Annotated in this window: 20 protein-coding genes, 1 tRNA gene and 2 pseudogenes; 13 read left to right on the top strand and 10 right to left on the bottom strand. The window is 72.3% G+C overall.

Annotation, left to right across the window (positions count from 1 at the left end; genetic code table 11):
* Positions 1 to 215 (bottom strand): LLM class flavin-dependent oxidoreductase (locus ABZY12_RS16295; RefSeq protein WP_356890642.1); only part of this gene is annotated, 215 nt, incomplete at its 3' end.
* Between the two features lie 166 nt (positions 216 to 381).
* On the opposite strand from ABZY12_RS16295, the gene ABZY12_RS16290 reads away from it, so the two are divergent.
* Genes ABZY12_RS16290 through crcB form a run of 4 tightly spaced genes read left to right on the top strand, consistent with a single transcriptional unit; the run spans position 382 to position 2,188 of the window.
* Positions 382 to 1,074: a DsbA family protein gene (locus ABZY12_RS16290; protein WP_356890640.1), complete on the top strand. Its 693-nt coding sequence runs from the start codon at positions 382 to 384 to the stop codon at positions 1,072 to 1,074.
* A 9-nt stretch (positions 1,075 to 1,083) separates the two neighbouring features.
* Positions 1,084 to 1,494, top strand: coding sequence for a CrcB family protein (locus tag ABZY12_RS16285; RefSeq protein ID WP_356890638.1), 411 nt, complete (start codon positions 1,084 to 1,086; stop codon positions 1,492 to 1,494).
* Complete coding sequence (locus tag ABZY12_RS16280) at positions 1,491 to 1,838, top strand: DUF190 domain-containing protein (RefSeq protein ID WP_356890636.1); 348 nt, start codon at positions 1,491 to 1,493, stop codon at positions 1,836 to 1,838. Before ABZY12_RS16285 ends, ABZY12_RS16280 begins: the two co-directional genes overlap by 4 nt.
* The gene (gene crcB / locus ABZY12_RS16275) at positions 1,835 to 2,188 is read left to right on the top strand and encodes a fluoride efflux transporter CrcB (protein WP_356890634.1); all 354 of its coding nucleotides are present in this window, start codon (positions 1,835 to 1,837) and stop codon (positions 2,186 to 2,188) included. The genes ABZY12_RS16280 and crcB overlap by 4 nt, the downstream gene beginning before the upstream one ends.
* 144 nt (positions 2,189 to 2,332) lie before the next feature.
* Here crcB and ABZY12_RS16270 read toward each other — a convergent pair.
* A pseudogene (locus tag ABZY12_RS16270) lies at positions 2,333 to 2,583 on the bottom strand (thioesterase family protein); the annotation flags it as partial.
* 137 nt (positions 2,584 to 2,720) lie between these two features.
* Entirely contained in the window at positions 2,721 to 2,849 is a 129-nt protein-coding gene (locus ABZY12_RS16265) for a hypothetical protein (protein WP_356890632.1), read from the bottom strand.
* A 706-nt stretch (positions 2,850 to 3,555) separates the two neighbouring features.
* Between ABZY12_RS16265 and ABZY12_RS16260 the strand changes: the two are divergent.
* Positions 3,556 to 4,325, top strand: a pseudogene (locus tag ABZY12_RS16260) (DUF317 domain-containing protein).
* A gap of 186 nt (positions 4,326 to 4,511) precedes the next feature.
* On the opposite strand, the gene ABZY12_RS16255 reads toward ABZY12_RS16260, so the two are convergent.
* Positions 4,512 to 4,584, bottom strand: a tRNA-Arg gene (locus tag ABZY12_RS16255).
* Positions 4,585 to 4,886: 302 nt separating this feature from the next.
* Here ABZY12_RS16255 and ABZY12_RS16250 point away from each other — a divergent pair.
* The 7 genes from ABZY12_RS16250 to ABZY12_RS16220 all read left to right on the top strand — a co-directional run bounded on the left by ABZY12_RS16250 (position 4,887) and on the right by ABZY12_RS16220 (position 13,643).
* Positions 4,887 to 6,494, top strand: coding sequence for a dynamin family protein (locus ABZY12_RS16250; protein WP_356890630.1), 1,608 nt, complete (start codon positions 4,887 to 4,889; stop codon positions 6,492 to 6,494).
* Positions 6,495 to 6,500: 6 nt separating this feature from the next.
* Positions 6,501 to 8,279 (top strand): GTPase, encoded by a 1,779-nt coding sequence (locus tag ABZY12_RS16245; RefSeq protein ID WP_356890628.1) that lies wholly within the window; start codon positions 6,501 to 6,503, stop codon positions 8,277 to 8,279.
* Between the two features lie 228 nt (positions 8,280 to 8,507).
* Entirely contained in the window at positions 8,508 to 9,029 is a 522-nt protein-coding gene (locus ABZY12_RS16240) for a single-stranded DNA-binding protein (RefSeq protein WP_356890626.1), read from the top strand.
* A gap of 270 nt (positions 9,030 to 9,299) precedes the next feature.
* Complete coding sequence (locus ABZY12_RS16235) at positions 9,300 to 10,712, top strand: Cys-Gln thioester bond-forming surface protein (RefSeq protein ID WP_356890624.1); 1,413 nt, start codon at positions 9,300 to 9,302, stop codon at positions 10,710 to 10,712.
* A 182-nt stretch (positions 10,713 to 10,894) separates the two neighbouring features.
* Positions 10,895 to 12,559 carry an energy-dependent translational throttle protein EttA gene (gene ettA, locus ABZY12_RS16230; RefSeq protein WP_356890622.1) on the top strand — a complete coding sequence of 555 codons (1,665 nt, stop codon included), beginning with the start codon at positions 10,895 to 10,897 and terminating at the stop codon, positions 12,557 to 12,559.
* Between the two features lie 2 nt (positions 12,560 to 12,561).
* Complete coding sequence (locus ABZY12_RS16225; protein ID WP_356890620.1) at positions 12,562 to 12,984, top strand: thioesterase family protein; 423 nt, start codon at positions 12,562 to 12,564, stop codon at positions 12,982 to 12,984.
* Positions 12,981 to 13,643 (top strand): hypothetical protein, encoded by a 663-nt coding sequence (locus ABZY12_RS16220; protein WP_356890618.1) that lies wholly within the window; start codon positions 12,981 to 12,983, stop codon positions 13,641 to 13,643. The genes ABZY12_RS16225 and ABZY12_RS16220 overlap by 4 nt, the downstream gene beginning before the upstream one ends.
* Positions 13,644 to 13,782: 139 nt before the next feature.
* Here ABZY12_RS16220 and ABZY12_RS16215 read toward each other — a convergent pair whose 3' ends face one another.
* Positions 13,783 to 14,187 carry a globin gene (locus ABZY12_RS16215; protein WP_356890616.1) on the bottom strand — a complete coding sequence of 135 codons (405 nt, stop codon included), beginning with the start codon at positions 14,185 to 14,187 and terminating at the stop codon, positions 13,783 to 13,785.
* A gap of 96 nt (positions 14,188 to 14,283) precedes the next feature.
* Between ABZY12_RS16215 and ABZY12_RS16210 the strand changes: the two genes are divergently transcribed.
* Positions 14,284 to 15,258 (top strand): methyltransferase domain-containing protein, encoded by a 975-nt coding sequence (locus tag ABZY12_RS16210; RefSeq protein ID WP_356890614.1) that lies wholly within the window; start codon positions 14,284 to 14,286, stop codon positions 15,256 to 15,258.
* 32 nt (positions 15,259 to 15,290) lie between these two features.
* Here ABZY12_RS16210 and ABZY12_RS16205 read toward each other — a convergent pair whose 3' ends face one another.
* From ABZY12_RS16205 to ABZY12_RS16185, 5 genes are all read right to left on the bottom strand, one after another.
* Positions 15,291 to 16,568, bottom strand: coding sequence for an FHA domain-containing protein (locus ABZY12_RS16205; protein ID WP_356890612.1), 1,278 nt, complete (start codon positions 16,566 to 16,568; stop codon positions 15,291 to 15,293).
* A 44-nt stretch (positions 16,569 to 16,612) separates the two neighbouring features.
* A complete protein-coding gene (locus ABZY12_RS16200; protein ID WP_356890610.1) occupies positions 16,613 to 17,950 on the bottom strand; it encodes a VWA domain-containing protein in 1,338 nt (445 codons plus the stop codon).
* 79 nt (positions 17,951 to 18,029) lie between these two features.
* A complete protein-coding gene (locus tag ABZY12_RS16195) occupies positions 18,030 to 19,439 on the bottom strand; it encodes a PP2C family serine/threonine-protein phosphatase (RefSeq protein WP_356890652.1) in 1,410 nt (469 codons plus the stop codon).
* 506 nt (positions 19,440 to 19,945) lie between these two features.
* Positions 19,946 to 22,537, bottom strand: a complete 2,592-nt coding sequence (locus ABZY12_RS16190; protein ID WP_356890608.1) for a tetratricopeptide repeat protein — start codon at positions 22,535 to 22,537, stop codon at positions 19,946 to 19,948.
* Positions 22,531 to 23,829 carry a hypothetical protein gene (locus tag ABZY12_RS16185; protein WP_356890606.1) on the bottom strand — a complete coding sequence of 433 codons (1,299 nt, stop codon included), beginning with the start codon at positions 23,827 to 23,829 and terminating at the stop codon, positions 22,531 to 22,533. The genes ABZY12_RS16190 and ABZY12_RS16185 overlap by 7 nt, the downstream gene beginning before the upstream one ends.
* Positions 23,830 to 23,844: the final 15 nt, after the last annotated feature.

Here is a 23,844-nt window from a genome sequence, read left to right as displayed (position 1 = left end):
TCGGTCCGGGCCGCGATGTGCCCGAGGAGCGTCGTCGGGGAGGACGGCACGAACGGCGGGTTGTGGTGCTCACCGGTCGCGAAGACGTCGAGCCCGACCTCCTCCGCCTTGAGCGCGATGGTCACCATCGCCTTGATGCGCTCGTACTCGCCCGGCGTGGTGCCGTCGGTGGGATCGGTGGTCCTGTCCCCGACGGTGAAGATTCCGAACTGCATGACACAACACTCCAAGCCGCCCCAGGAAGTCCGTCCTCCCCATACTGCATGACTCCCCGTAGAAACGGAAACTTATCCGGAAAACTGTGGGGTCGGTGGTCGGCGTGGTGACGAAGTCCTCCGCGTGGGCTGGACGGCACGCCTCCGGAGACACAGGCTCATGGCCATGACACCCGTACGCGAAGCGCAGCAGCCCGTCGTCACCGCCTGGTCGGACATCGGCTGTCCCTGGTCCACGCTCGCCCTGAACACCCTGCGGGCCACCGCCGCCGAGCGCGGCCAGGACCTCCTGATCGACCACCGCGCCTTCCCTCTGGAGCTGTTCAACCGTCAGCCCACGCCCAAGCACATCGTCGACGCGGAGATCGTCATGCTCGGCGCTCACCGCCCCGAACTGGGCTGGCGGTTGTGGGACGCGCCCCTGTGGGAGTACCCGTCGAGCATCCTGCCCGCCCTGGAGGCCGTGCAGGCCGCCAAGTCCCCCGAGGTGGGCGGAGTGCGCGGCTCCGACCAGCTCGACGCCGGACTGCGGCACGCCTTCTACACCGAACACCGTTGCATATCCGTCCACTCCGTCATCCTCGACATCGCCGAGGACTGCCCGGACGTCGACGCAGGCGCCCTGGAGAAGGCCCTGTCCCAGGGCGCGGGCCGCCGCGAGGTGTACGAGCAGTGGCACGAGGCGCGGGGCCCGCACATCCAGGGCAGCCCGCACTTCTTCGCTCCCGGCGGCTACGACGCGCACAATCCGGGCGCCGCTTACGTCTTCACCGGCGATCCGTACGACGGCGGCTTCCCCCGGCTCGATCATTACGACGCGGGCTGGGCGGCCGCGCTGCTGGACTCGCTTGCCGATTAGCCTGGCGGAATGGAATTCCGCGGGCAGCTGCCGGTCGTCGCGGCCGTGGCGGCCGGCGGCGCCCTCGGCGCGACCGCGCGCTACGCCGCGGTGCTGGCCTGGCCCACCCCGCCGGGCGCCTTCCCCTGGACGATCCTCACCGTGAACACGGCCGGTTGCGCGGCGATCGGCGTCCTGATGGTCCTGGTCACCGAGGTCGCCGCCACGCCCCACCGGCTGGTGCGGCCCTTCCTCGGTACGGGGGTGCTCGGCGGCTTCACCACCTTCTCCACGTACGCGCTCGACACGCACTCCCTGCTGAGCGCCGGGGAGGCGCCCCGGGGCATTCTCTATCTGGGATCGACGGCGGTCGCGGCCCTGGCCGCCGTCTGGGCCGCGACCACGGCGACCCGTGGCGCTCTGGCGAGGAGAACGCGATGACGAGACTGGCGGGCAGGGCCCTGAGGGTGACGATCCTCGTCGGGGAGAGCGACACCTGGCACCACCGGCCGCTGTACTCCGAGATCGTGCACCGGGCGCACGAGGCGGGGCTCGCCGGGGCCTCCGTCTTCCGCGGCATCGAGGGCTACGGCGCCTCGTCCCTCATCCACACCTCGCGGCTCCTCTCCTTGAGCGAGGACCTGCCGGTCGCGATCCTGATCGTGGACACCGAGGACCGCGTCCGGGCGTTCCTGCCCCAACTGGACGCGCTGGTGCACGAGGGGCTGGTGATCCTCGACGACTGCGAGGTCATCCGCTACGCCGACCGGGAGCGGCCGCAGTGAACTGGCTCCTGGTGATGACCGGCGCTGCCGTCGGCGCCCCCCTGCGCTATCTCACCGACCGCGCGGTCCAGTCCCGCCACGACTCGCTCTTCCCCTGGGGCACCTTCACGGTGAACCTGGCCGGCTCGTTCGTTCTCGGCCTCCTCACCGGCGTCTCCTCCGTCCACACCCACCTGCTCCTCGGCACGGGCCTGTGCGGGGCGCTGACGACGTACTCCACGTTCTCGTACGAGACGCTGAAGCTCTACGAGAGCGGCGCCCGGGGCTACGCCCTGGCGAACGTGACGGGGAGCGTGGCCGCCGGACTCGGAGCCGTCTGGCTGGGAGTGGAGACGGCGGCTCTGCTCTAGGCCCCGCCCGAAGGGGGGCCTGCGCTGCACGCCCCCGGCGGGACGTGCTCCTCCGCGGCCCTTTCAGCAGGTCAGCCGAGCGACCCCAAGGGCCCGGAGAGCAGCACCCGTTGCCCACACCACCTTGCGCTTGGAGAAGTTCGCGGAGATCCATGCGGTCGCGCGTCCCGGTCGCGGTGGGCTTACGGGCGGACGTCCAGGGAGGCGATGTAGCCGCCCGGCCCCACGGAGCTCAGCGGCCAGGAGGCCAGGGCCTCTGGTGGCGTGAGCGGGTCGGCGGTGCCGCCCGCGACGGCGGTGGTGTCGCCGGTGGAGAGCAGCCACGCGCGGGCCCGTACGACGGGGCGGTCGGCGATGAGGGCGACGACTTCGAGGAGTTCGATGGTGCGGCCCGGGAGACATCAATTTCCTCGGCCGTCAGTCCGCTGCTGCACTCGACCATGTGAACGAGAGAGGCTATCCGGCTGGTGCCCTCGACCATGTGAACGAGAGAGGCTATCCGGCTGAGCGGCTGCGGCCTGAGGGGGCAGAGCTACAGCGGCTCCCCGCAGCTGCGACAGGTGGACTCGCCATCCTCATAGATCATGCCGCAGCAGTACTTGGCGTCGCCGTCGGTCCCGTCGTCGCCCCACTCGCAGCCGAGCTCCTGATGGACGGCCAAGCCCTGCGGGTATCCAAAGTCGACGTCACAGCTGGGGCAGGCGTACGAGGTCACAAACTCATCCTTCCAAGAGGAGATCGATCCGTAGCAGCGCGGCAGCTCGGGGTTGCGAGGCCTGACAGTTACTCGGGGACGCCTTCATCGAAGTATTCGCACTGGCCGTACTCGCATGGGGCCACGTCGCAGTGGCCGTCCTTGTCCTCAAGACGGAGGGTCAAGGCCCCACACTGTGCGCAGTCCTGATAGCCGCTCACTTAGCCCACCGTACCTCGGCGTGGACTCGGTGTTCGGGGAAGCGGGTAGGTGGTAAGCCTGGCGCCGGGCACTGCCCGTACTTTGGGCTGCCGCGCCCTTGATCTGTTCCCGGGCAGAGCCGAGAGCGGCGTGGTACGCGGCCTCCGCTTGCGCATGGGCGGCTTCGGCTGCCCGATGCGCGGGTCCGGCTTGGATGCGGGCCGCGACGATGGCAGTGATAGTGCCGAAAGCGACGCCGCCGAGCGCTCCGAAGGCGGATATCCATGCTGCTGTCACTTCAGGTTCCACGACGGCTGATCATGCCGTACGTACCTGCTTGAGGGGGTGCGGTTGGGTGGTGAGAGCAGTCTGCTGTGCCAGTTCGCCGGAGGCGGACGAGGAAGAGGCTCAAGGGGCTGGATACGACCCTGCGGCCATGTCGACGTAGACGACCGCTCAGAACCTCAATCGCATGGAGGCGCCCTGTGCTGGCAGCGACGACTCCTCCCTCCCCGACCCGATCTACTGGGGCACCCCTCGCCACCTGGCGGGCGACGACGAAGCTCTCGCCGACCAGGTGGGTGTAGCCCTCTTGTCCGCAGGCCGGCGGATGTGGCCGACCGCCCGCGACACCCTCCTCTACCCCGGGCCCAACGGGTTGTGCGGCGCCGAGTGGACACGCGCCGCCTGTTCCTTCGAACTGGGAGACCTTCCGGTTGCCTGGCAGGTCTCGGCCCGGCCCCATCCGGACAGCGCCCTGGTGGAGTGGAACGCGTACTTCACCGCCGGCGTCCCCCCATGAGGCGCTGACCGACTTCCTTCTCGCTCTCGGCGCCCGCACGGAACCCGCGTTCTCCTTCGGCGGCCCCGAGACCGTCGTCGCGGCGGTCTCGGGGCCGGGGGTGGGCTCGTGACATCGACCGTCCTCACGCTGCCGCCTTTGCTCCCGGGCTCTTGGCCGGCATCTCGCTGGAGGAGGTGCCCCCGCTCGTCCTTGACGCTGACCCGCGGCCCGGAAGGTTCGGCCGGCAGGCGTGGGCGGAGCCCGTCGTCGGGGATCCGTACCTGTGGTGTGCCGGCTTCAGCAGCAGCGTGCCCCATGACCTGGTTGCGATCTTCGCTTCCTCGCTCGCCTCGCCTCACCCCGTGCAGCGTTCCTGTCTGCCCGCCGGAGTCGAGGGACGACTGACGGTCGTCCGGCCGGGGGGTGACCGGCAGAGAAGAGCGCGTGGGGTGGAGTGAGGCGGACAGCGGGCGGCCTAGACTTCGGGCCGTTTTCGGGCCGAACGGTCGCCGGAGGCCGCCCTTGGCCGGTTTCAGTCGGACGGATCAAGCCATCCAAGGGCTTCTCCCAGGCACCCCAGCCACCGACTGCAAATTGCCCCTGACCAGCAAAAAGACCCTCCCGAAGGAGGGTCTCGCGATGTGCGCCCCCGGCAGGACTCGAACCTGCGGCCAAGTGCTTAGAAGGCACCTGCTCTATCCACTGAGCTACGGGGGCCGGGTGGTGGCCTGGTGGCCGGGAGCCCCCTGTGGGTGGGGCCTGGCCTGCCGGGTCAAGGATAGGGCTCCGATCGCCTTGGCCCGGTTGCTTCACCTGCGTGGCACGATGTGGAGGTTCAGTGAAGCGGAACGATAATCGCAGGCAGGTGCGATTCCCGCAGCGCTTTTCGCGCCACTTGGCCCGGGTGTTGTGCACTCGTTATGCCTGAGGCGCGCGTCATCGGTTGTTCGGTCGGCGCGTAGGACCGTTATACGCTTCAAAAAGGCTCCAAAATTGGGCATTCTTCGCATGTGGTGACCTTGGACGAACGGCCTCAGCTGCTCGACGCACTCTCCGCCCTGCGCGACTGTGTCGCCGCCGTGCGTCTACCCCTCCCCCTCCCAGGCGCCCCCCGCGCCCGGCAGACCCGTGCCGAGCTGCTCGCGCAGCTCGACGACTACCTCGTCCCCCGGCTCAAGGACCCCGACGCCCCCCTCCTCGCCGTCGTCGGCGGCTCCACCGGGGCCGGGAAGTCCACCCTCGTCAACTCCCTTGTGGGGAGGCGGGTCAGCGAGGCCGGAGTGCTCCGACCCACCACCCGCACCCCCGTCCTCGTCTGTCACCCGGAGGATCACCACTGGTTCGCCGGCCTGCGCGTCCTTCCGCAGCTCACCCGCGTCTGGCTGCCCCAGCGGGACGATGACAACCCGGCCGAGGACCCCCCGGAGGACAACGCGCTGCGCGTCGAGACCTCCTCCGCCCTCGCCCGCGGGATCGCCCTGCTCGACGCGCCCGACATCGATTCCCTCGTCGTGGAGAACCGGCTGCTCGCCGCCGAGTTGATGTGCGCCGCCGACATCTGGGTGATGGTCACGACCGCCTCCCGGTACGCCGACGCCGTCCCCTGGCACCTCCTCCGTACCGCGAAGGAGTACGACGCCACCCTCGTCACCGTCCTCGACCGCGTCCCCCACCAGGTCATCGGCGAGGTGTCCCGGCAGTACGAGGCCCTCCTCGACAAGGCCGGACTGGGGGACGTGCCCCGGTTCACCATCCCCGAGCTGCCCGAGTCGACCGGCGGCGGCAGCGGCCTGCTGCCCGACAACGCCGTCGCCCCGCTGCGCGCCTGGCTCGCCCACCGCGCCCAGGACCCCGCCGCCCGCCAGCAGGCCGTCGCCCGCACCGCCTCGGGCGTCATCGACTCCCTCGACACCCGGATGCCCGAGCTGGCCGCGGCGGTCGCCGCCCAGTACGCCGCCGCCGTCCGCCTCGGCGGCGCCGTCGAGGCGGCGTACGAGGAACAGGGCGAGCGGGTCCGCCGGCAGTTGCAGCACGGCGCCGTTCTCGCCGGCGACGCCCGTACCCGCTGGCGCGCCTACCCCCGCGACAGCTCCGCCGAAGAGCTCCTCGACGCCCTCGCCGAATCCTTCGCCGCCCTCGTCCAGTGCGCCGTCGCCGCCGCCGACGAGCGGGTACGGGACGCCTGGCGGCGCGAGCCGGCCGCCGCGGCTCTCGTCGCCGCCCACACCGGCCCGGACCGTGAGACCGCCGAGCGGATCGGCGTGGTGGTACGGCGCTGGCGGCGCGTCCTCGAAGAGCTGGCCGAGGACGAGGTACGGGGCATGGAACGCGCCACCACCCCCCGTACCGCAACCCCCGACGCCGATACCGTCGCCGCCCTGCTCGCCGCCGCCCTCCTCGGCGGCCGCCGCGCCCGGGGTGCCGGCGAACGGCTCGCCGAACTCCTCGGTGCCCAGGGAGCCCTTCGCCTGCGGGACAAGGGCGGCGAACTCGTCACGACGTACCTCGACCGCGCTCTGCACGCCGAACGCGACCGGCTCCTCGACCCCCTCGACGCCCTCGACGTGACCCCCGAGCCGCAGGCGGAGCTGATCGCCGCGCTCTCCGTACTGCAGAAGGAGAAGTGAGGACCGGTGAACAGCAGCACGGTGGACGACCGCTGGGACGACGGCTTGATCGCGCGCCGGGCGGCCGAGCGGGGCGCGAGCCCGCGCGGCGAGGAGGAGCAGGCTGGGGAGCAGGACGGCCTGCCGCCCCTGGGAGGCCGGTACGGCGGTCCTCTGCGCGCCCGCCTCGACGCCCTCCACGAACTCGTCGGCCTCTCCCGTACGAGACTCGAGAGCGAGACGCTCGCCGAGGCGGGACGGGTGCTCGACGAGGCCGCGGCCCGGCAGCGGCTCTCCGCCCGCCACACCGTCGTCGCCATCGCCGGCTCCACCGGCAGCGGCAAGTCCACCCTCTTCAACGCCCTCGCCGGGGTTCCCGTCTCCGAGACCGGCCTGCGCCGCCCCACCACCGCCGCGCCCATCGCGCTCAGCTGGTCCGAGGGCTCCGCCGGGCTCCTCGACCGGCTCGCCGTGCCCAGCCGGCTGCGCCGCCGCCCCCTCGCGGGCGGCGCCGCCGATGAGGACCTGCAGGGACTCGTCCTCATCGACCTGCCCGACCACGACTCGGCCGTCACCGCCCACCGCGACCAGGTCGACCGCGTTCTCGGCCTGGTCGACGCCGTGATCTGGGTCGTCGACCCCGAGAAGTACGCCGACGCCTCCCTCCACGAACGCTATCTGCGGCCGCTCGCGGGCCACGCCGAGGTCACCTTCGTCGTCCTCAACCAGATCGACCGGCTGAGCGCCGAGGCCACGGATCTCGTCCTGGACGATCTGCGGCGCCTGCTCGACGAGGACGGCGTGGCGCTCGGGGAGCACGGCGAACCCGGCGCCACCGTTCTCGCCCTCTCCGCGCTCACCGGGGAGGGAGTGGGCGAACTGCGCGAGCTGCTCGGTCGGTTCGTGCAGGAGCGGACCGCGCCGGCGCTCCGCCTCTCCGCCGACGTCGACGCGGCGGCGAACCGGCTCCGCCCCGTGTACGTCTCCGATGGCCCCACCGGCCTCGGTGAACGCGCGAGGGAGGCCTTCTCGGCCCGTCTCGCCGTAGCCGTCGGCGCCACGGCGGCCGGCGAGGCCGCCGAACGCGTCTGGCGCCGGAGCGCCATCCGCGCCTGCGGCACCCCCTGGCTGCGGCTCTACCGCTGGTACGAGCGGATCCGCGAGCACGGCTCAACCGACCCGCGCCTCCAGCCGCCGACCGAGGAGGAGCTGACGGCACGGCAGCGCGTGGAGCAGGCCGTACGGCTCGTCGCCGAGGACGCCTCGCGGGGGCTGCCGGTGCCGTGGGCGCAGGCGGTGCGCGAGGCGGCGGTACGCGGAGCGGAAGGGCTGCCCGAGGCCCTCGACGAGCTCGCGGCGCGCGCCGGGGACCCGGCGGCCCGCCCGCCCCGCCCGGCCTGGTGGCCCGCCGCCGTACTGGCCCAGGTGCTCATGACGTTCCTGCAGTTCTTCGGCGCGCTGTGGCTGGTCGGCCAGATCATCGGCGTCGTGGAGCCCGGACTCCTGCCGCCCGTCCTGATCATGATCGCCGGCATCGTCGGCGGACCGCTGGTGGAGTGGGCGTGCGCGGCCGCCGTCAAGGGGCCGGCGCGGCGGTACGGGCAGGAGGCCGAGCGCAAGCTGCGCGAGGCGGCGGCCGCCTGCGGGCGGGCCCGCGTGCTCGACCCGATCTCGGCCGAGCTGATGCGCTATCGGGAGGTTCGCGAGCAGTACGTCACCGTGTCCGGGACGCGGTCCGGCGCGCGGGTCACCCGGCTCGGCGGCGGGCGGTGGGGAGGCACCAGGCCCGGCGCCCGGATGAGGTGAGACACGAGGCCGACGCGGTTCCCGGCGCCCGGATGGGGTGAGGCGCGAGGTCCGGCGCCGAGATGAGGTGGGGCACGAGGTCCGGCGCCGACATGAGGTGAGGCGCTGATTTCACCCTGTCGGGTGAGGAGGTTGTCCCCAGGCGCACGGCTGTCCACAGCTGCCGACGGGTTCTGATCGACGGGTCCACCCTGGAGACCAGGCCGACGACAAGGACAGGGGAGGGCCATGAACGACACGATGGTGACACTGGTCGGGAACGTGGCGACGGGCGTGGAGTACCGGGACACGGCGACGGGAGGGGTGGCCAGGTTCCGCTTCGCGGTGACCGCGCGCCGCTGGGACCGGGAGCGGGGCACCTGGGCCGACGGACACACCAGCTTCTACACGGTCTTCGCCTGGCGGGCCCTGGGCGCAAACCTGGCCGCCTCCGTCTCCGTGGGAGAACCGCTGGTCGTGCACGGCCGGTTGAAGGTGCGCGAGGAGGAACGAGAAGGCCAGCGCAAGACGTTCGTCGACATCGACGCGCTGGCGGTGGGCCACGACCTGTCGCGGGGGACTGCGGCGTTCCGGCGCGCGGTGAAGGGAGAGCCGCGGCTGACGGAACGCCAGGAGAACGGTGCCTCCGGCCCGCCCCGCGACCCGTGGGACACCCGCCCGGAGCCGGCGACGGAGGAGCGGACCCCGCCGGAGGATCCCTCGCAGGCGTCGGCGGTGCGGGAGTCGCAGGTCCTGGAGCCCGCGCCCTGACGAGAGTTGAGGGGATATATCGACACCGCGACCAGCGCTTCTACGCGAATCGGACCTCGGTCATAACGATTCCGAGACGGAATGGTTATCAGACCGTACGGGCGGGCATCGGGGACTTCCCCGTCCCTAGGATTCGCGGGTACTCATACGGGACTTGAGTCTGCACCAGAGCCAGTCTCGAGCCAGTTGAGTCTGTGAAGTCTGCGGCGAAGCGCTCCCCCCACGCGGATCGACCATCGACGCGGAGCAGCTCGCCCGGAGGGGAAATTCATGTTTTCTGTTCGGAGGCGCGGCACCGCCCGCCTTGCCGCAGCGACCGTGGTCTCGGGCCTCGTCGCCGCGGGTGCGATAGCCGTCGCGGGACCGGCGATGGCGGACGAGGGTCTGCAGGGCACCGGTGGCGCGACCGCGACCCTCGGTGATCTGAAGATCTTCGACAAGGTGGCCATCGAGGGTCGCGAGAAGCCGATCTCCGCCGGCCTGTTCGAGATGCAGGTCACGCCGGGCGGGACGCTGCAGACCTACTGCATCGACCTGTACACCGGCGCGAAGAAGGGCCAGGAGTACAAGGAGGTCGGCTGGGACCAGTCCTCCCTGCACAACAACAAGGACGCCGGCAAGATCCGCTGGATCCTGCAGAACTCCTACCCGCAGGTCGACAAGCTCGACGAGCTGGCCAAGAAGGTCGGCGCCACGAACCTCACCAAGGAGACCGCCGCCGCCGCCACCCAGGCCGCGATCTGGCACTTCTCCGACGACGTCGAGGCCATGCCCGTCGACGCCGAGGCCAAGAAGCTGACCCAGTGGCTGGAGGACAAGGCCGAGAACCTGGCGGAGCCGAAGGCGTCCCTCAGCCTCAGCCCGTCGTCGCTCGCCGGTAAGGCGGGCGAGCGCCTCGGCCCGGTCACGGTCAGCACCAACGCCGCCAAGGCCACGGTCTCCCTCGCCCCGGGCGCCCCGGCCGGCGTGAAGATCGTCGACAAGGATGGGAAGGTCGTCACCGACGTCGCCAACGGCGCCCAGGTCTTCTTCGACGTCCCCGCCGGCACCGCCGACGGCTCCGCCGAGCTGACCGTCCAGGCCGACACCACGGTCCCGATCGGCCGCGCCTTCGTCTCGACCAAGGTGAAGAGCCAGACGCTGATCCTGGCCGGCACCAGCACCTCCACCGTCAACGCCAAGGCTTCCGCGACCTGGGCGAAGAAGGGTGCGGTCCCGGCCGTCTCGGCCGTGAAGAACTGCGCCAAGGGCGGCCTGGACGTCACGGCCTCCAACGAGGGCGACGAGGACTTCACCTTCGAGCTCAAGGGCCTGAAGTACACGATCGCCGCCGGTGCGTCCAAGACCGTGACGGTCCCGCTCGCCGAGGACCAGGCGTACGACTTCACGATCACCGGCCCGAACGGCTTCGAGAAGACCTTCAAGGGCGTCTTCGACTGCAAGACGGCCACCCCGGCCCCGGAGCCGTCGGAGACCCCGTCCACCGAGCCGTCCCCGACGACCCCGGCCGGCACCACCGGCGGCACGGGCACGGGCACGGGCACCGGCACCACCTCGGGCGACCTGGCCGAGACCGGCAGCTCCAACGCCACCCCGATGATCGCCGGCATCGCCGTCGTCCTCGTGGTCCTCGGCGGCGGCGCGGTCTTCTTCCTCCGCAAGAAGAAGGCGGCCGGCCAGTAAGACCGTGAACACGGAGTGACGTGGGGCGACCCATCATCACCCGCAGTCACCGACGGCCCCGGTGCGCACCGCGCGCACCGGGGCCGTCGCCGTATCCGGAGGAGTACTGGTTTCCATCGCGGGGTGGACGTCAGGCAAGATGGGGTGTATCTGCCCACTCACTCTTTGCCGGACGGTTTCTCTTGGCTGAGTACATCTACACGATGCGCAAGACGCGCAAGGCGCACGGCGACAAGGTCATCCTCGATGACGTGACGCTGAGCTTCCTGCCCGGTGCGAAGATCGGTGTGGTCGGCCCGAACGGTGCCGGTAAGTCCACCGTCCTCAAGATCATGGCGGGCCTCGAGCAGCCGTCCAACGGTGACGCGTTCCTGTCGCCCGGCTACACCGTCGGCATGCTCCTCCAGGAGCCCCCGCTCGACGAGTCCAAGACCGTCCTCGAGAACGTCCAGGACGGCGCCGCCGAGATCATGGGCAAGCTGAGGCGCTTCAACGAGGTCGCCGAGCTCATGGCGACCGACTACTCCGACGCGCTGATGGAGGAGATGGGCAAGCTCCAGGAGGACCTGGACCACGCCAACGCCTGGGACCTCGACGCCCAGCTGGAGCAGGCCATGGACGCCCTGGGCTGCCCGCCCGGCGACTGGCCGGTCGTCAACCTCTCCGGTGGTGAGAAGCGCCGCGTCGCGCTCTGCAAGCTCCTGCTGGAGGCCCCCGACCTGCTGCTCCTCGACGAGCCCACCAACCACCTGGACGCCGAGTCCGTGCAGTGGCTGGAGCAGCACCTCGCCAAGTACCCCGGCACCGTCGTCGCCGTCACCCACGACCGGTACTTCCTCGACAACGTCGCCGAGTGGATCCTCGAGCTCGACCGCGGCCGTGCCCACCCCTACGAGGGCAACTACTCCACCTACCTCGACACCAAGGCCACCCGCCTCAAGGTCGAGGGCCAGAAGGACGCCAAGCGCGCGAAGCGTCTGAAGGAAGAGCTGGAGTGGGTGCGGTCGAACGCCAAGGGGCGTCAGGCCAAGTCCAAGGCCCGTCTCGCTCGCTACGAGGAGATGGCCGCCGAGGCCGACAAGATGCGGAAGCTGGACTTCGAGGAGATCCAGATCCCGCCGGGCCCGCGCCTGGGCTCCATCGTCGTCGAAGTCGAGAACCTCTCCAAGGCCTTCGGCGACAAGGTCCTCATCGACGACCTGAGCTTCACCCTGCCCCGTAACGGCATCGTCGGCGTGATCGGCCCGAACGGCGCCGGCAAGACCACGCTCTTCAAGATGCTCCAGGGTCTGGAGACCCCGGACTCCGGCACGGTCAAGGTCGGCGAGACCGTCAAGATCAGCTACGTCGACCAGAGCCGCGCCAACATCGACCCGAAGAAGACGCTGTGGGCCGTCGTCTCCGACGAGCTGGACTACATCAACGTCGGCCACGTCGAGATGCCGTCCCGCGCGTACGTCTCCGCCTTCGGGTTCAAGGGGCCGGACCAGCAGAAGCCGGCCGGAGTGCTCTCCGGCGGTGAGCGCAACCGCCTCAACCTCGCGCTCACCCTCAAGCAGGGCGGCAACCTGCTGCTCCTCGACGAGCCGACCAACGACCTCGACGTCGAGACCCTCTCCTCGCTGGAGAACGCGCTGCTCGAGTTCCCGGGTGCGGCCGTGGTGATCTCCCACGACCGCTGGTTCCTCGACCGCGTCGCCACGCACATCCTGGCGTACGAGGGCGACTCGAAGTGGTTCTGGTTCGAGGGCAACTTCGAGTCCTACGAGAAGAACAAGATCGAGCGCCTCGGTCCGGACGCGGCCCGTCCGCACCGCGCCACGTACAAGAAGCTGACCCGAGGCTGAGCGTGCGTCATATCTACAGCTGTCCCCTGCGCTGGTCGGACATGGATGCCTTCGGGCACGTCAACAACGTCGTCTTCCTGCGGTATCTGGAAGAGGCGCGGATCGACTTCATGTTCCGGCTGGCGCCGGGCGACGGTTCGCCGTCGTTCTCCGGCGGGTCCGTGGTGGCCCGGCACGAGATCGACTACGTACGGCCGCTGGTGCACCGGCACGAGCCGGTCACCATCGAGTCGTGGGTCACGAAGATAGGCGCGGCGTCCTTGACGATCGCGTACGAGATCAAGGATCCGGACGTCGTGTACGTACGGGCCTCGACGATCGTCGTGCCCTTCGACCTGGAGGCGCAGCGGCCGCGCAGGATCTCCGCGGAGGAGCGTTCCTTCCTGGAGGAGTACGTCGACGACGGGATGACGTCCGCCGCATGATCGCGCCGCTGCACTTCGCCGATGCCAGGGAGGCGGCGGACCTCGCCGCCTTCCTGGCCCGGCTGATCCACTACGACCGCGCCGCCGCCGTCCGCCTCCAGGCGGGTGGCGGGGCGCTGGCCGTGTTCGGACGGCCGCCGTCGTTCGAGGTGCTCGCCATCCGTTCGGCACGGCTCGTCGACGAGGTGGATCTGGACATCACGGTCTCCGCCGGTGAACTCCTCGAGGGGATCGAGGAGTCGGCCGGCAAGGCGGTCGTGCCGGACGCCGTCACCGGGCCGCCGTGGGCCGGTGTCCTGCCGCCGCGGGGCGGCTGGGAGCCGGTCACCGGAGTACCGGGCGGTGCGGAGCTGCGCGGCGCCGTCGCGGCGGCGGTCGCCGAGTTCCGGGCGCGGGACGAGGAGCTGCCGCAGGAGCGGCGGACACGGGCCGAGCGCGACCGGATCGGTCGCGAGATCTGGTCGCGGACGGTGACGGGTACGGAGCTCCCGCTGCGCGCCGTCCACGCCGCCCAGTCGCTGGGCTTCCTTCCGTCGCACGAGGTGCCGGTCGCGCTGCTGGCAGCCGGCCCCTGGCTTCGGCTGCGTACGCCGTACGGCTCGATCGCCCTGCGTACGGTCACGCCGTCGCTGACGGTCGCCCCGGCATCACGCCACTGATCCCCTCACCTGATTCCCCCCACTGATCCACCCACCGGTCCCGCCGCTCGGATCCGCGGCGGCCGTTCGGCCCTCGCGCCTGGCCCGGTCCGCCGTGACGAGGGTGGGCGGGGGCCCCGCGAACAGCCTCCTCAGGGCCTCACTCCGCCGTGTTCACCATCGAGGCGGCCGCGTACGTGAGGTAGTTCCACAGTTGCCGCTCGTGCTCGGGGGCGAGGGCGAGCTCGTCCACGGCCTCGCGCATGTGCTTCAGCCAGGCGTCGTGCGCCGCCTTGTCGACCGTGAACGGCGCGTGACGCATCCGCAGCCGGGGGTGGCCGCGGTTGTCGCTGTAGGTGCGGGGGCCGCCCCAGTACTGGATCAGGAAGAGCACGAGACGCTCCTCCGCCGGTCCGAGGTCCTCCTCGGGGTACATCGGGCGCAGCAGGGGGTCCTCGGCGACTCCCTGGTAGAAACGGCGGACGAGGCGACGGAAGGTCTCTTCGCCACCCACCTGTTCGTAGAAGGTCTGCTCCTGAAGCGTGCCGCGCGGAATCTCGTTCACCGCTCCATCGTCTCAGATGCCCCGACCGAGTACCGGAGGTCTAGGACCACCGGCCGGATGCTCGCCTCGGGGGCCCTCGCGCAGGACAGTGGAGGCATGGGCGCACAGGTGGATGTCTTCGCCGAGGACGGCGAGCGGGCGCGACAGGGGCTCGTGCGGGAGATCGAGGCGTACGGGGCACTGCGCGACCCCGACTGGCACACGGCCTTCTCCGAGGTGCCCCGCCATCTGTTCGTTCCCTATTACTACGTCTCCGGGGTCACCGGCTACGAACGCCTCTGGTCCGGGCACCCCGACCCCGCCCGCCGCGCCCGCTGGCTGCGCGGGGTCTACCGGGACGAGCCGCTGGCCACCCGCGTACGGGACGGAGAACTGGTCTCCTCCTCCAGCCAGCCCTCCCTGATGGCACAGATGCTGGAGGCGCTGGAGATACGGGACGGGCACGATGTCCTGGAGATCGGCGCCGGCACCGGCTACAACGCCGCCCTGCTCTGTCACCGGCTCGGCGACGAGCACGTCACCACCGTCGATCTCGACGAGGAGATCACCGAGTCCGCCCGCGCTCATCTCGCCGTCGCCGGCTACAAGCCCGCCGTGATCACCGGCGACGGCGCGCGCGGCTGCCCCGAGCGCGCACCCTACGACCGGGTGATCGCCACCTGCACCCTGCCTTCGATCCCGTACGCCTGGCTCGCCCAGTGCCGCCCCGGCGCTCTCGTGCTGACGCCGCTGTCCACGGGGCTTGTGCTGCTGCGGGTCGGTGACGGCGCCCACGCGGAAGGACGGTTCCTGGCCACCTCCGCGTACTTCGTCGCGCTGCGCGGCGGCAACGCGCGCTTCGGCCGCGGGCGGCCGATGGGGCTGCCCCGGCAGGCGTACGAGGACGACCGGTTCCGATTCCTGTTCACACTGGCCGAGGAGAGCCTGGACGCGCGCGAAGCGCTCTCGCTCTGGCAGCGCGAGGGGCGGCCGGAGCGGGAGCGCTTCGGGGTGACGGTGAGCGAGGGCCGGCAGTGGGCGTGGCTGGACGACCCCGCGGGGCCGTACGCCTGGCCACTGCCGAGCCCGTGACCGGGCGGTCCGGTGGTCCGGACCGTCCGGTGTCAGCCGCGGCGGACGGTGATCGTCGTCCAGGCGCCGACATGCACCCGGTCGCCGTCCTGGAGCGGGACGGGGACGTAGGGCTGGATCGGCTCCTCGGCGCCGTTGATCGTGGTGCCATTGGTGGAGTTCTGGTCCACCACCGCCCACGAACCGTCCGGCTGCTGCACCAGTACCGCGTGCTGGTGCGAGACGCCCGGGTCCTCCGGCGGCACGGACAGGTCGATGTCGGGCGACTCGCCGGTGGACTGCCGGCGGCGGCCGATGCTGACCTGGTTGCCCTGGAGCGGCAGATGCTGCTCGGGGGAGTACGCGGGCAGGTTCAGGCCCGAGGCCTCCGGGCCGCTGCGCTGCATCATCGCCAGGAAGTACTCGCGGTCCGGGCCGATGTACGCCGACCAGCCCATCGGCTGCGGGCGTTGCGGCTGCGGCTGTGACTGCTGCGGCTGCTGTGGCTGGTACTGCTGTTGCTGCTGCGGGGGCGGCGGAGGTGCCTGCCGTCCCTGCGCCTGCGAGGGCGGCGGCAGCATCCAGTCGTCGTCCGACCTGCTGGGCGCCGGTTGTGGGGGCGCGGAGGGCGGAGGGCCCTGCGGGAACGACGGCGGCGCAGGCGGCGGCCCCTGCTGGAACCCCTGAGGGGGCTGCTGACCCGGGGGCGTCTGCTGCGGCTGGGGATGTTGCGGCGGCTGCTGAGCTTGCGGCTGGTACGGCTGTTGCTGCATCGGCGGACGCTGCGGGGGCGCCTGGTGGTGCGTGGGATCGGCCGACAGCGGCTCCGCGGGCCGGTTCATCTGCGAGGGCCGCGAGCCCTGGTACTCGTACGGATCGGGCTGCCGGGGCGGGGACTGGAAGCCCGGCGGCAGGTTCAGCCCCGGGGGCGGGCCCTGCTGCGGAGGGGGCGGGGCCGCCGGAGTGTAGGAAGTGGCCGTGTTCGTGAGGAAGTTCCAGCGGCACTCCTCGCAGAACGGCGCCATGTGCTCGCGCGGCGTGCGGCACTGCGGGCAGAGCTCCGCCTGCGCGGTCGCGTTCGGGTCCCCACCGGGACCGAAGCCGGCGGAGGCGGGCGGCGGCGGACCACCGGGAGCAGCGCCAGGCCCGGCCGGATGACCGGGGCCGCCGGGAGCGCCGGGGCCACCAGGCCCGGGATAGCCGTAGGCGGGCGGCGGCGGGGGAGGCGGCGGTACGGCACCCGCAGGCGCGCCCGCCCCGGCCATGCGGTGGCCGCAGACCTCGCACCAGTCGTCGGAGACCGACTGGTGTCCGTTCGGGCAGGTCGGCATGTCGGTGCTTCCCCCTCTCTTCGTCCGGCTCCCTGGCCGGCGGGCTACTTCTTCACGCGAACGGTCTTGGTGGAGCGCGTCTCGAGAGTCATCTCGTCCGCTTCCGCGACCTTCGCCTTCAAACGCACAGTACCCGTCGCCGCGTCGACGACGTCCACCACCTTCGAAAGGAGTTTCGCCGTGCCCTCGTTGCCGGAGGCGGCCGCCAGCTGCACCGCGCGGCCCAGCTTGGCGGTCGCGCCGTCGTGGTCGCCGGACTTGCGGGCGTTCAGGCCCTGCTGGATGACCTGGGCCAGTTCGACCTGGCCGGTGTAGTGCGCGACCTGCGGATTGATGGACGTGGACATGGCCATGTCGTCCGTCCACACCGCCCGTACGAGCCCTTGGGACAGGTTCTGCGGAGCGCCGCCCGCCGGGTCCGGGATGATCAGCGAGACGCGGGCGGCGAGCATCTCCTGGCCGATCTGCGCCTGCGGGACCCGCACGCAGATGTGGTAGTCCCGGGACTCGTCGCCCCACGAGCCGGTGGGATAGTCACCGGCTCGCGGGCCCGCCTCGGTGCGCCGGCCGGTCAGCTCCTCGACCGTCGGCGCCACCTGCTTCACGAACGTGATCTCCACGCCGACCGGGGTCCACAGGCGCAGAGCGACGTCCGCGACCTCCTTGCCCATGGCGCGCTCCATCATCGCGGTGAAGTCCGCCGCCAGGCCGGCCGGATCGGCCACGATGTCGGCCGTGCCGAGCAGCGCCGAGGCGATGCCGGTGACCTCCTTGACCTCCCAGTCGGTCCCCACACCACGCGCGTCGCAGGTGAACCGTCCGGCGCAGGCCTCCAGCGCGGTCCGCAGGTCCTCCGGCGACTCGTGCTCGTTACGGCCGTCCGTGAGCAGGATGCCGTGCCGGATCGACACGTCGGCGGAACCGAGCAGCCGGTCCGCCAGCCCCAGCCACGTGCCGATCGCCGTACCGCCGCCCGCGCTCAGGCGGCGCAGCGCCTCCTTGGCCTGGGCACGGGTCGTGCCGTCGGCGACGGCGAGCCGGCCGTCGCCGGGATAGACCTCCTTCGCCACGTGCGTACCGGCGACGACGGCGAAGGAGGTGCCGTCGCGCAGGGCGTCGATGGCGGCGGCGGTCGCGTCCCGCGCGCCTCGCATCTTGGTCGGCGGGTACTCCATCGAACCGGAGCAGTCCACCATGATCACCACGGCGGCACCGGCCCCCGCACCCGGTCGTGCGTCCGTCACGGCCCCGCCGCTGGTGCCGCCGCCGGTCGAGGTGACCGTGATGATGGCGCTGACCTCGCGGCCGCCCTCCGGCAGGAACTCGTTCTGGTACACGTCCACCGAGAACTGCGGCACGGTCGACTTGGAGAAGTTCGCCATCTGATTCGGCTCCTCGACAACAGCGGGAACAACAGCGTGAGGGGGCGGGGACGGGGACGGGCCGGGGGCTGGCGACCGCTCAGGCCGATCCTGCCCCTCGGGGTCCCACGGTGAACGGCAGGAGCGCCACTGTTACGTTGTCGTGGCCCCCGCCGTCCAGCGCGTGCCCGACCAGGACCTGGGCGCCGTGCAGCAGCCGTCCGGCGGAGTCCGGCGGCACGACCCGGGCCATGTCCTCGGCGGCCTCGGCGTAGTTCCACAGCCCGTCGGTGCAGACCACGACCACGCCGGACCGGTCCGGCTTGAACGCGGCCGTGTGCGGGTCCAGTTCGTACGCGTCGGCGCCCAGCCAGCCGGTGATGGCGTGGGCGCGCTCGTCGGCGTACGCCTCCGCCTCGTTCATCAGCCCGGCGGCGACCATCTGCGCCGCCCAGGAGTCGTCCTGGGTGAGCCGGACGGGCGGCGCGGTGCGGTCGTCCGGCACCCAGTAGGCCCGGCTGTCGCCGACCCAGCCGACGATCAGCAGCCCGTCGGCGACGACCGCGCCGACGATGGTGCAGGCCGGGGCGTTCTGGTGGCGGTGCGGATCGTGCTCCATGGCGTCCTGGCCGGGCTGCTCGGCCAGCGCGTTGACCGCCTCGGCGGCGGCGACGATGGCCTCGTGCATGGCCTGCTGCGGGTGCGTGCCACGGGGCAGGGCCGCGAGCAGCGACTGACCGGCGGCGTTCGCGGCGGCGGCGGAGGCCTCGTCGGGGCGGGTCGCCGAGGAGACGCCGTCGCAGACGATCGCGAGGGTGGCGGGGGAGCCGTCGGGCAGCGCGGTGGCGGAGACGGCGAACGCGTCCTCGTTACGGTGGTGGCGCAGGCCGCGGTCGCTGACGGCGGCGACCGTGGAGAGCTCCTGCTCCATGTGGTCGCGCTCGCGCGGCTGCGCGTGCCCGCAGTTCTCGCAGTACCCGTCGGAGTCCACCCGCCCGGCCCGGCACGCCACACACACCTTGGCCCCGGGGGCGACGGCGGGCTGCGGCGCGGCGGCGTGAGGGGCGACCGGCTGGGTGGGCTGCGGCGCGGCGGCGTGAGGGGCGACCGGCTGGGTGGGCTGCGGCGCGGCGGCCTGGGGGGCGACCGGCTGGGCGGCGGCGGCCCGCGGGTCCGGTGCGGCGAGAGGGAAGTCGCCGTCGGGGGAGGGGGACGGCACGGGCGGAAGCGCCGCGTCGCCGGGCTGGTCTACAGCGGCACCACCGGCCCCCCGCTGTCGGTCGGCTCCGCCGGCGGCGACGGGGCCGTCCGTGCGGACCGGCATGGTCGGCAGATCCCGCTTCGGCGCGGCGATCGGAGCCTCGGGCCCCACGGACGCGGCACCCGGGTCGGCGAACCCCGGCTGTGCGTGGCCCAAGTCACCGGCGCCCGGGTCCGCGAGGTCCGGCTGCGCCTGGCCGAGGTCACCGGCGCCCGGGTGTTCACCACCCAGGTCACCGAAGTCCGGCATCCCGGCGCCCGGCGACTCCTGGCCCGGGTTTCCCACGCCTTGCGGGACCACGCCTTGCGGGACCGGGCCTTGCGGGACCGGGCCTTGCGGGACCGGCCCTTGCGGGACCGCGCCCGTCGGCGTCCGGCTCGGGGCGCCGAAGCCTGGCGCCTCGGCGCCAGGATCCCCGGACCCCGCCGGGAGTTGGCGCCCGGCGCCCGGCGATTGCCGGCCGGGCGTGCCGTGCGGAGGGGTTTCCGGGGGCAGGCCGTGGCCGCCCGAGTCCATGACGGGCAGGTCACCGGGGTGCTGGGTCGAGGTGGACAGCGCGTACGGGTCCCGGGGCGGGGCCTCGGGCCAGTTGACGGGGGTGCCGATCGCCACCGTCGGGCGGTCGGACCCCGGCTGCTGTGCCGGTACGGCCGTCAGGTCGTATCCGCACGCCCCGCAGAACCGGTCACCCGACTCCAGCGGCTCCGCGCAGCCGGGGCAGGCGGAGAGTTGGTGCTGCGGCTTCTGGGACATACTCACACCCACGTCCGGGGACGGAAACGGTTGGCCCGCTCCACCAGTTCGATCCTCTCCTCGCCCCGCTGAGCGAGCCGGGCGAGCACCCGGTACGAGCGTTCGAGGCCGAAGCGCAGTCCGCGCTCGTCCAGTTCACTGCCGAGCAGCCGCGTGCCGCCTGGCCCCGCTCCGGGACTCCCGGAGAGTACCCAGTCGAGCGCGGTGCCGAGCACCTCCGTCGACAACCGCTCCCGGCGCACCGCGTCCAGGCCGAAGCCCTGGAGCGCCGAGACCTGCGCCGCGGCCGCCGTCAGGTCGTGGCCGAGCGGCTCGTGCGCCGCGCGCCGCCGCAGCCGCGCCCGCACCGCGGCCACCCGGGCCGCGGTGTAGTGGATGGACGCCTCCGGTACGGACTCCAGGGTGCGTACGGCCCCGGCCCGGTCGCCGGCCGCCAACTGCACGCGGGCGAGCCCGAACGCCGAGCTGACGAAGCTCGGGTCGGTCGCCCACACCAGGCGGTAGTACTCCGCGGCGTTGTCCAGCTGGCCGAGCACCTCGGCGCAGATGCCGAGGGCCAGCTTCGGCGCGGGCTCGCCGGGGAAGGCGTCGTAGATCGCGTCGAACGAGAGCGCGGCGTTCTCGTGGTCGCCGGTCACCAGGGACGTGACGCCCCGGTACCAGACCACCCGCCAGTCGTCCGGGTGCCGCTCCTCCAGCGTGGCCAGGGCGCGCCCGGCCGAGCCCAGGTCGCCCATCTCCAGGCGGGCGCGCAGTTCGCGCAGCCGCAGCTCCAGGGAGGGCGCGGGCGCGGTGTGCAGGGCGCCGATCAGCTCGGCGGGCGCGGAGGCCATCAGGCCCGCCAGGAAACCGGCGTTGGGGTCGCCCGGATCGACCCGCGGAACGGGCAGCGCGAGCGAGGCGGCTCGCCCGTCCAGCGGGGTGAGGAACGGCCCGCCGGCGTGAACCCCGCCCCCCGTCGCGGGCGCTCCCGGCAGAGCGCCGGACCCGCCCCCCGTCGCGGCCGCTCCTGTCAGAGCGCCGGACCCGCCCCCCGTCGCGGGCGCTCCCGGCAGAGCGCCTGGCCCACCCGCCGCGACCCTCGCGCGCATCCGTCTGCCGCGGGGGCCCCGGGCGCCGAGGACCGAGACGTCCTCCGCCGGTTCGGCGAACAGCTCCGTGTCCGTGACCCGGACCTCCGTGCCGAACAGCGTCGACAGCGCCGGCCGCGGCCGGCCCGACTGCAGGGCCACGACCTCGCGCAGCACGCCCGTCAGCTGCTCCGCCATCTCCTGCGCGGAGGCGAACCGGCGGGCCGGGTCCGGGTCCGTGGCGCGGACGAGGAGCCGGTAGAAGGACTCGTACGTCCGGAAGACCTCGATGTGGTCGGGCTCGGGCAGCGAGTCGACGAAGACGTTGGTGTACCCCTGGAAGTCGAAGGTCAGGACCGCCAGCGTGCGCGCCACCGTGTACAGGTCGCTCGCCACCGACGGCCCGACCGCCGCCACCTCCGGCGCCTGGTAGCCGACCGTGCCGTAGATCGCCGACTCGTCGTCGTCCATCCGCCGGACCGCGCCCATGTCGATCAGCTTGAGCTGGTCCTCGGTCTGGATCGCGTTGTCGACCTTGAAGTCGCAGTACAGCAGGTTGCGGCTGTGGAGATGCCCGAGCGCCTCCAGCGCCTCGATCCCGTACGCGCACGCCTGCTCGACCGGCAGCGGATCGCGCCGGCCCTCGGGGGTGCGCCGGTCGTTGGCGATCTCCTTGAGCGACTTGCCGCCGACGTACTCCATGACGATGTAGCCGTCCAGGGAGCCCGTGCGCTGGTCGAGGTGCTCGACGAAGTTGTAGATCCGGACGATGTTGGAGTGCTCGATCTCCGCGAGGAAACGGCGCTCGGAGATCGCCGCCGCCATCGCGTCCTGGTCGCCGGTGTCCAGCAGGCCCTTGAGCACCACCCAGCGGTCGGAGACGGCCCGGTCGACGGCGAGATAGATCCAGCCGAGACCGCCGTGGGCGAGACAGCCCGCGACCTCGTACTGCCCGTGCACGATGTCCCCGCCGCGCAGCTTCGGCACGAAGGAGTACGGATGGCCGCACTTGGTGCAGAAGCCCTCCGTGCGGCCCGGCCGGTCCCCGCGCGAACGGCCCACCGGGGCACCGCAGTCCGAGCGCGAACAGAATCGCTTCCTCTCGGGAACCTCGGGGTTCTTCATCACCGCGGCACGCGGATCGGGGCGCGGCACCTCGGGAATCGTCACCAGGCCCGCGCCGAGCCGGTTGCGCCCGGACTGGCCGGTCGACGAGCCGGAGCTGCGCACCGAGACCGAACGGGCGGTGCTCGTCCCCGACAGCGCCCGCGACAGACGGCCCGAGACCGAGCGCCGGGAGGTCGAGGAGCGCGAGGAGGCGCGGGAGGAGGCGCGCGAACCGCTGCGGGACGAACCGGTGTCCGCGCCGGTCCTGCCCGCCACGGCCATCCCGGTCGGGGTGGACTGCAGCAGCCCGCCGGGCGGGACGACCGGGGCGAGCCCGCAGGTGTCGCAGTACAGCTCGCCGCCGCCCATGTCCTCGTACGAACCCTCGCACGAGGGACGCTGACAGGTACTCACCACTGACTCCCCCTGGCATCTCTGGGGCCGGACAGGACCTCTGCCGCGGCCTGCTGGTAGCGCAGCACCGCCTGCTCGGCGACCCGCAGGTCGCACGGCGCGCTCCACAGCATCCGGCGGGCCGCGTCGTACCGCTCGATCAGCAGTGGGTCCTCCGCCGCGCCCAGCCGGGCCACCTTCGCCCGGTACGCGTCCAGCCGGCCGCGCAGCTCGGCGCGGACGGCGAGCGGCGCGGTGACGGCGGTCAGGGACTCCCGGGCGCGCATCAGCTCGTCCTCGGCCTCCTGCTCCAGGGACTCCAGGAGCGGGGAGAGCCGGTGCCACTGGGCGTGCCTGCGGTACTCGGCGGCCGTCGCGAGCCGTTCCTGGAGGGCCGTCGGCGGGCCGCTGACGGCCGGCACCTCGGAGGCGGCGATCTTGGCGAGGACCTCGCCGCGCGCCGCCCGCGCCTCGGCCAGGGTGCGGTCGGCGCGCGAGAGCACGTCGCGCAGCCGCAGCAGCCGCTCCTCGGAGTCCTGCCGGACCGCGAGAACCGCCTCGATCTCCCGCCGCACGTCCTCCAGGGCGAGCGCCGCCCGGTCGTACCGCGTGGTGTCGGGCCGGCCGCCTCCGGGCGCCGAACTGCCCGCAGCGGGCCGCCAGAACGCCAGGGGATCGGTGACGACCTGCGCGCGCAGCGCGGTCAGCTCGGCCGTGATCGACTCCAGCTCGTCACCGGCCGGGTGCTCCCCGGGCCGGACGCCGACCGAGTGCGCGAGCGAGCGCGTACGCCCCAGCTCGGCGGCGAGCAGATCTATCCGCGCGGGCAGCGCCGACCAGACGGCGTCGGCGGTCACCACCACGTCGAGCGAGGCCGCGTACAGCTCGTTCATCCGGCTCACCAGACGCTCCAGGGTGAAACTCTCGGAGAGCCGTGGCGGGCCGTCGAGCGACGCCGGGAGCCCCTGCTGCCCGTCGGACACGTGCACGCTCTCGCCCCGCAGCCGCTCGGTCAGTTCGACCAGGTCGGCCGGGCCGGGCCAGCGGCGGCGGGAGCGCAGCTCACGGACGTCGTTCAGGGCGGCGGTGTACGCGTCGAAGTACGTCCAGAGCCGGGTGATCGTCCTCTCGGTGGTCTCCCAGCGTTCCCGGGTCGTACCGGTCAGCTCGGCGCCTTCGAGCAGCCTGCGGCCCGCGTGGTCCTGGAGCGCGAGGAGCGAGTCCTCGATCGCCTTGTGCTCCGCGCCGAGCCGCGCCAGCGCACGGTCCGCCTCGTCCCGGTCCATTACCGGCCCGGGGGGTCCCGTGACGCCCATCGATCACCTCTCGCT

Origin of the sequence: Streptomyces sp. NPDC006551 (assembly GCF_040611675.1) — a bacterium.
GTDB lineage: Bacteria > Actinomycetota > Actinomycetes > Streptomycetales > Streptomycetaceae > Streptomyces.
This window is presented reverse-complemented; position numbering and strand designations above follow the sequence as displayed.

Excerpts from the sequence above, each read along its gene's own strand:
- ABZY12_RS16195 (WP_356890652.1), bottom strand. The coding sequence starts at position 19,439 with ATGCCGGACTTCGGTGACCTGGGTGGTGAACACCCGGGCGCCGGTGAC.
- ABZY12_RS16200 (WP_356890610.1), bottom strand. The coding sequence starts at position 17,950 with ATGGCGAACTTCTCCAAGTCGACCGTGCCGCAGTTCTCGGTGGACGTG.
- ABZY12_RS16210 (WP_356890614.1), top strand. The coding sequence starts at position 14,284 with ATGGGCGCACAGGTGGATGTCTTCGCCGAGGACGGCGAGCGGGCGCGA.
- ABZY12_RS16280 (WP_356890636.1), top strand. The coding sequence starts at position 1,491 with ATGACGAGACTGGCGGGCAGGGCCCTGAGGGTGACGATCCTCGTCGGG.
- ABZY12_RS16185 (WP_356890606.1), bottom strand. The coding sequence starts at position 23,829 with ATGGGCGTCACGGGACCCCCCGGGCCGGTAATGGACCGGGACGAGGCG.
- ABZY12_RS16220 (WP_356890618.1), top strand. The coding sequence starts at position 12,981 with ATGATCGCGCCGCTGCACTTCGCCGATGCCAGGGAGGCGGCGGACCTC.
- ABZY12_RS16235 (WP_356890624.1), top strand. The coding sequence starts at position 9,300 with ATGTTTTCTGTTCGGAGGCGCGGCACCGCCCGCCTTGCCGCAGCGACC.
- ABZY12_RS16290 (WP_356890640.1), top strand. The coding sequence starts at position 382 with ATGACACCCGTACGCGAAGCGCAGCAGCCCGTCGTCACCGCCTGGTCG.
- ABZY12_RS16205 (WP_356890612.1), bottom strand. The coding sequence starts at position 16,568 with ATGCCGACCTGCCCGAACGGACACCAGTCGGTCTCCGACGACTGGTGC.
- ABZY12_RS16240 (WP_356890626.1), top strand. The coding sequence starts at position 8,508 with ATGAACGACACGATGGTGACACTGGTCGGGAACGTGGCGACGGGCGTG.
- ABZY12_RS16285 (WP_356890638.1), top strand. The coding sequence starts at position 1,084 with ATGGAATTCCGCGGGCAGCTGCCGGTCGTCGCGGCCGTGGCGGCCGGC.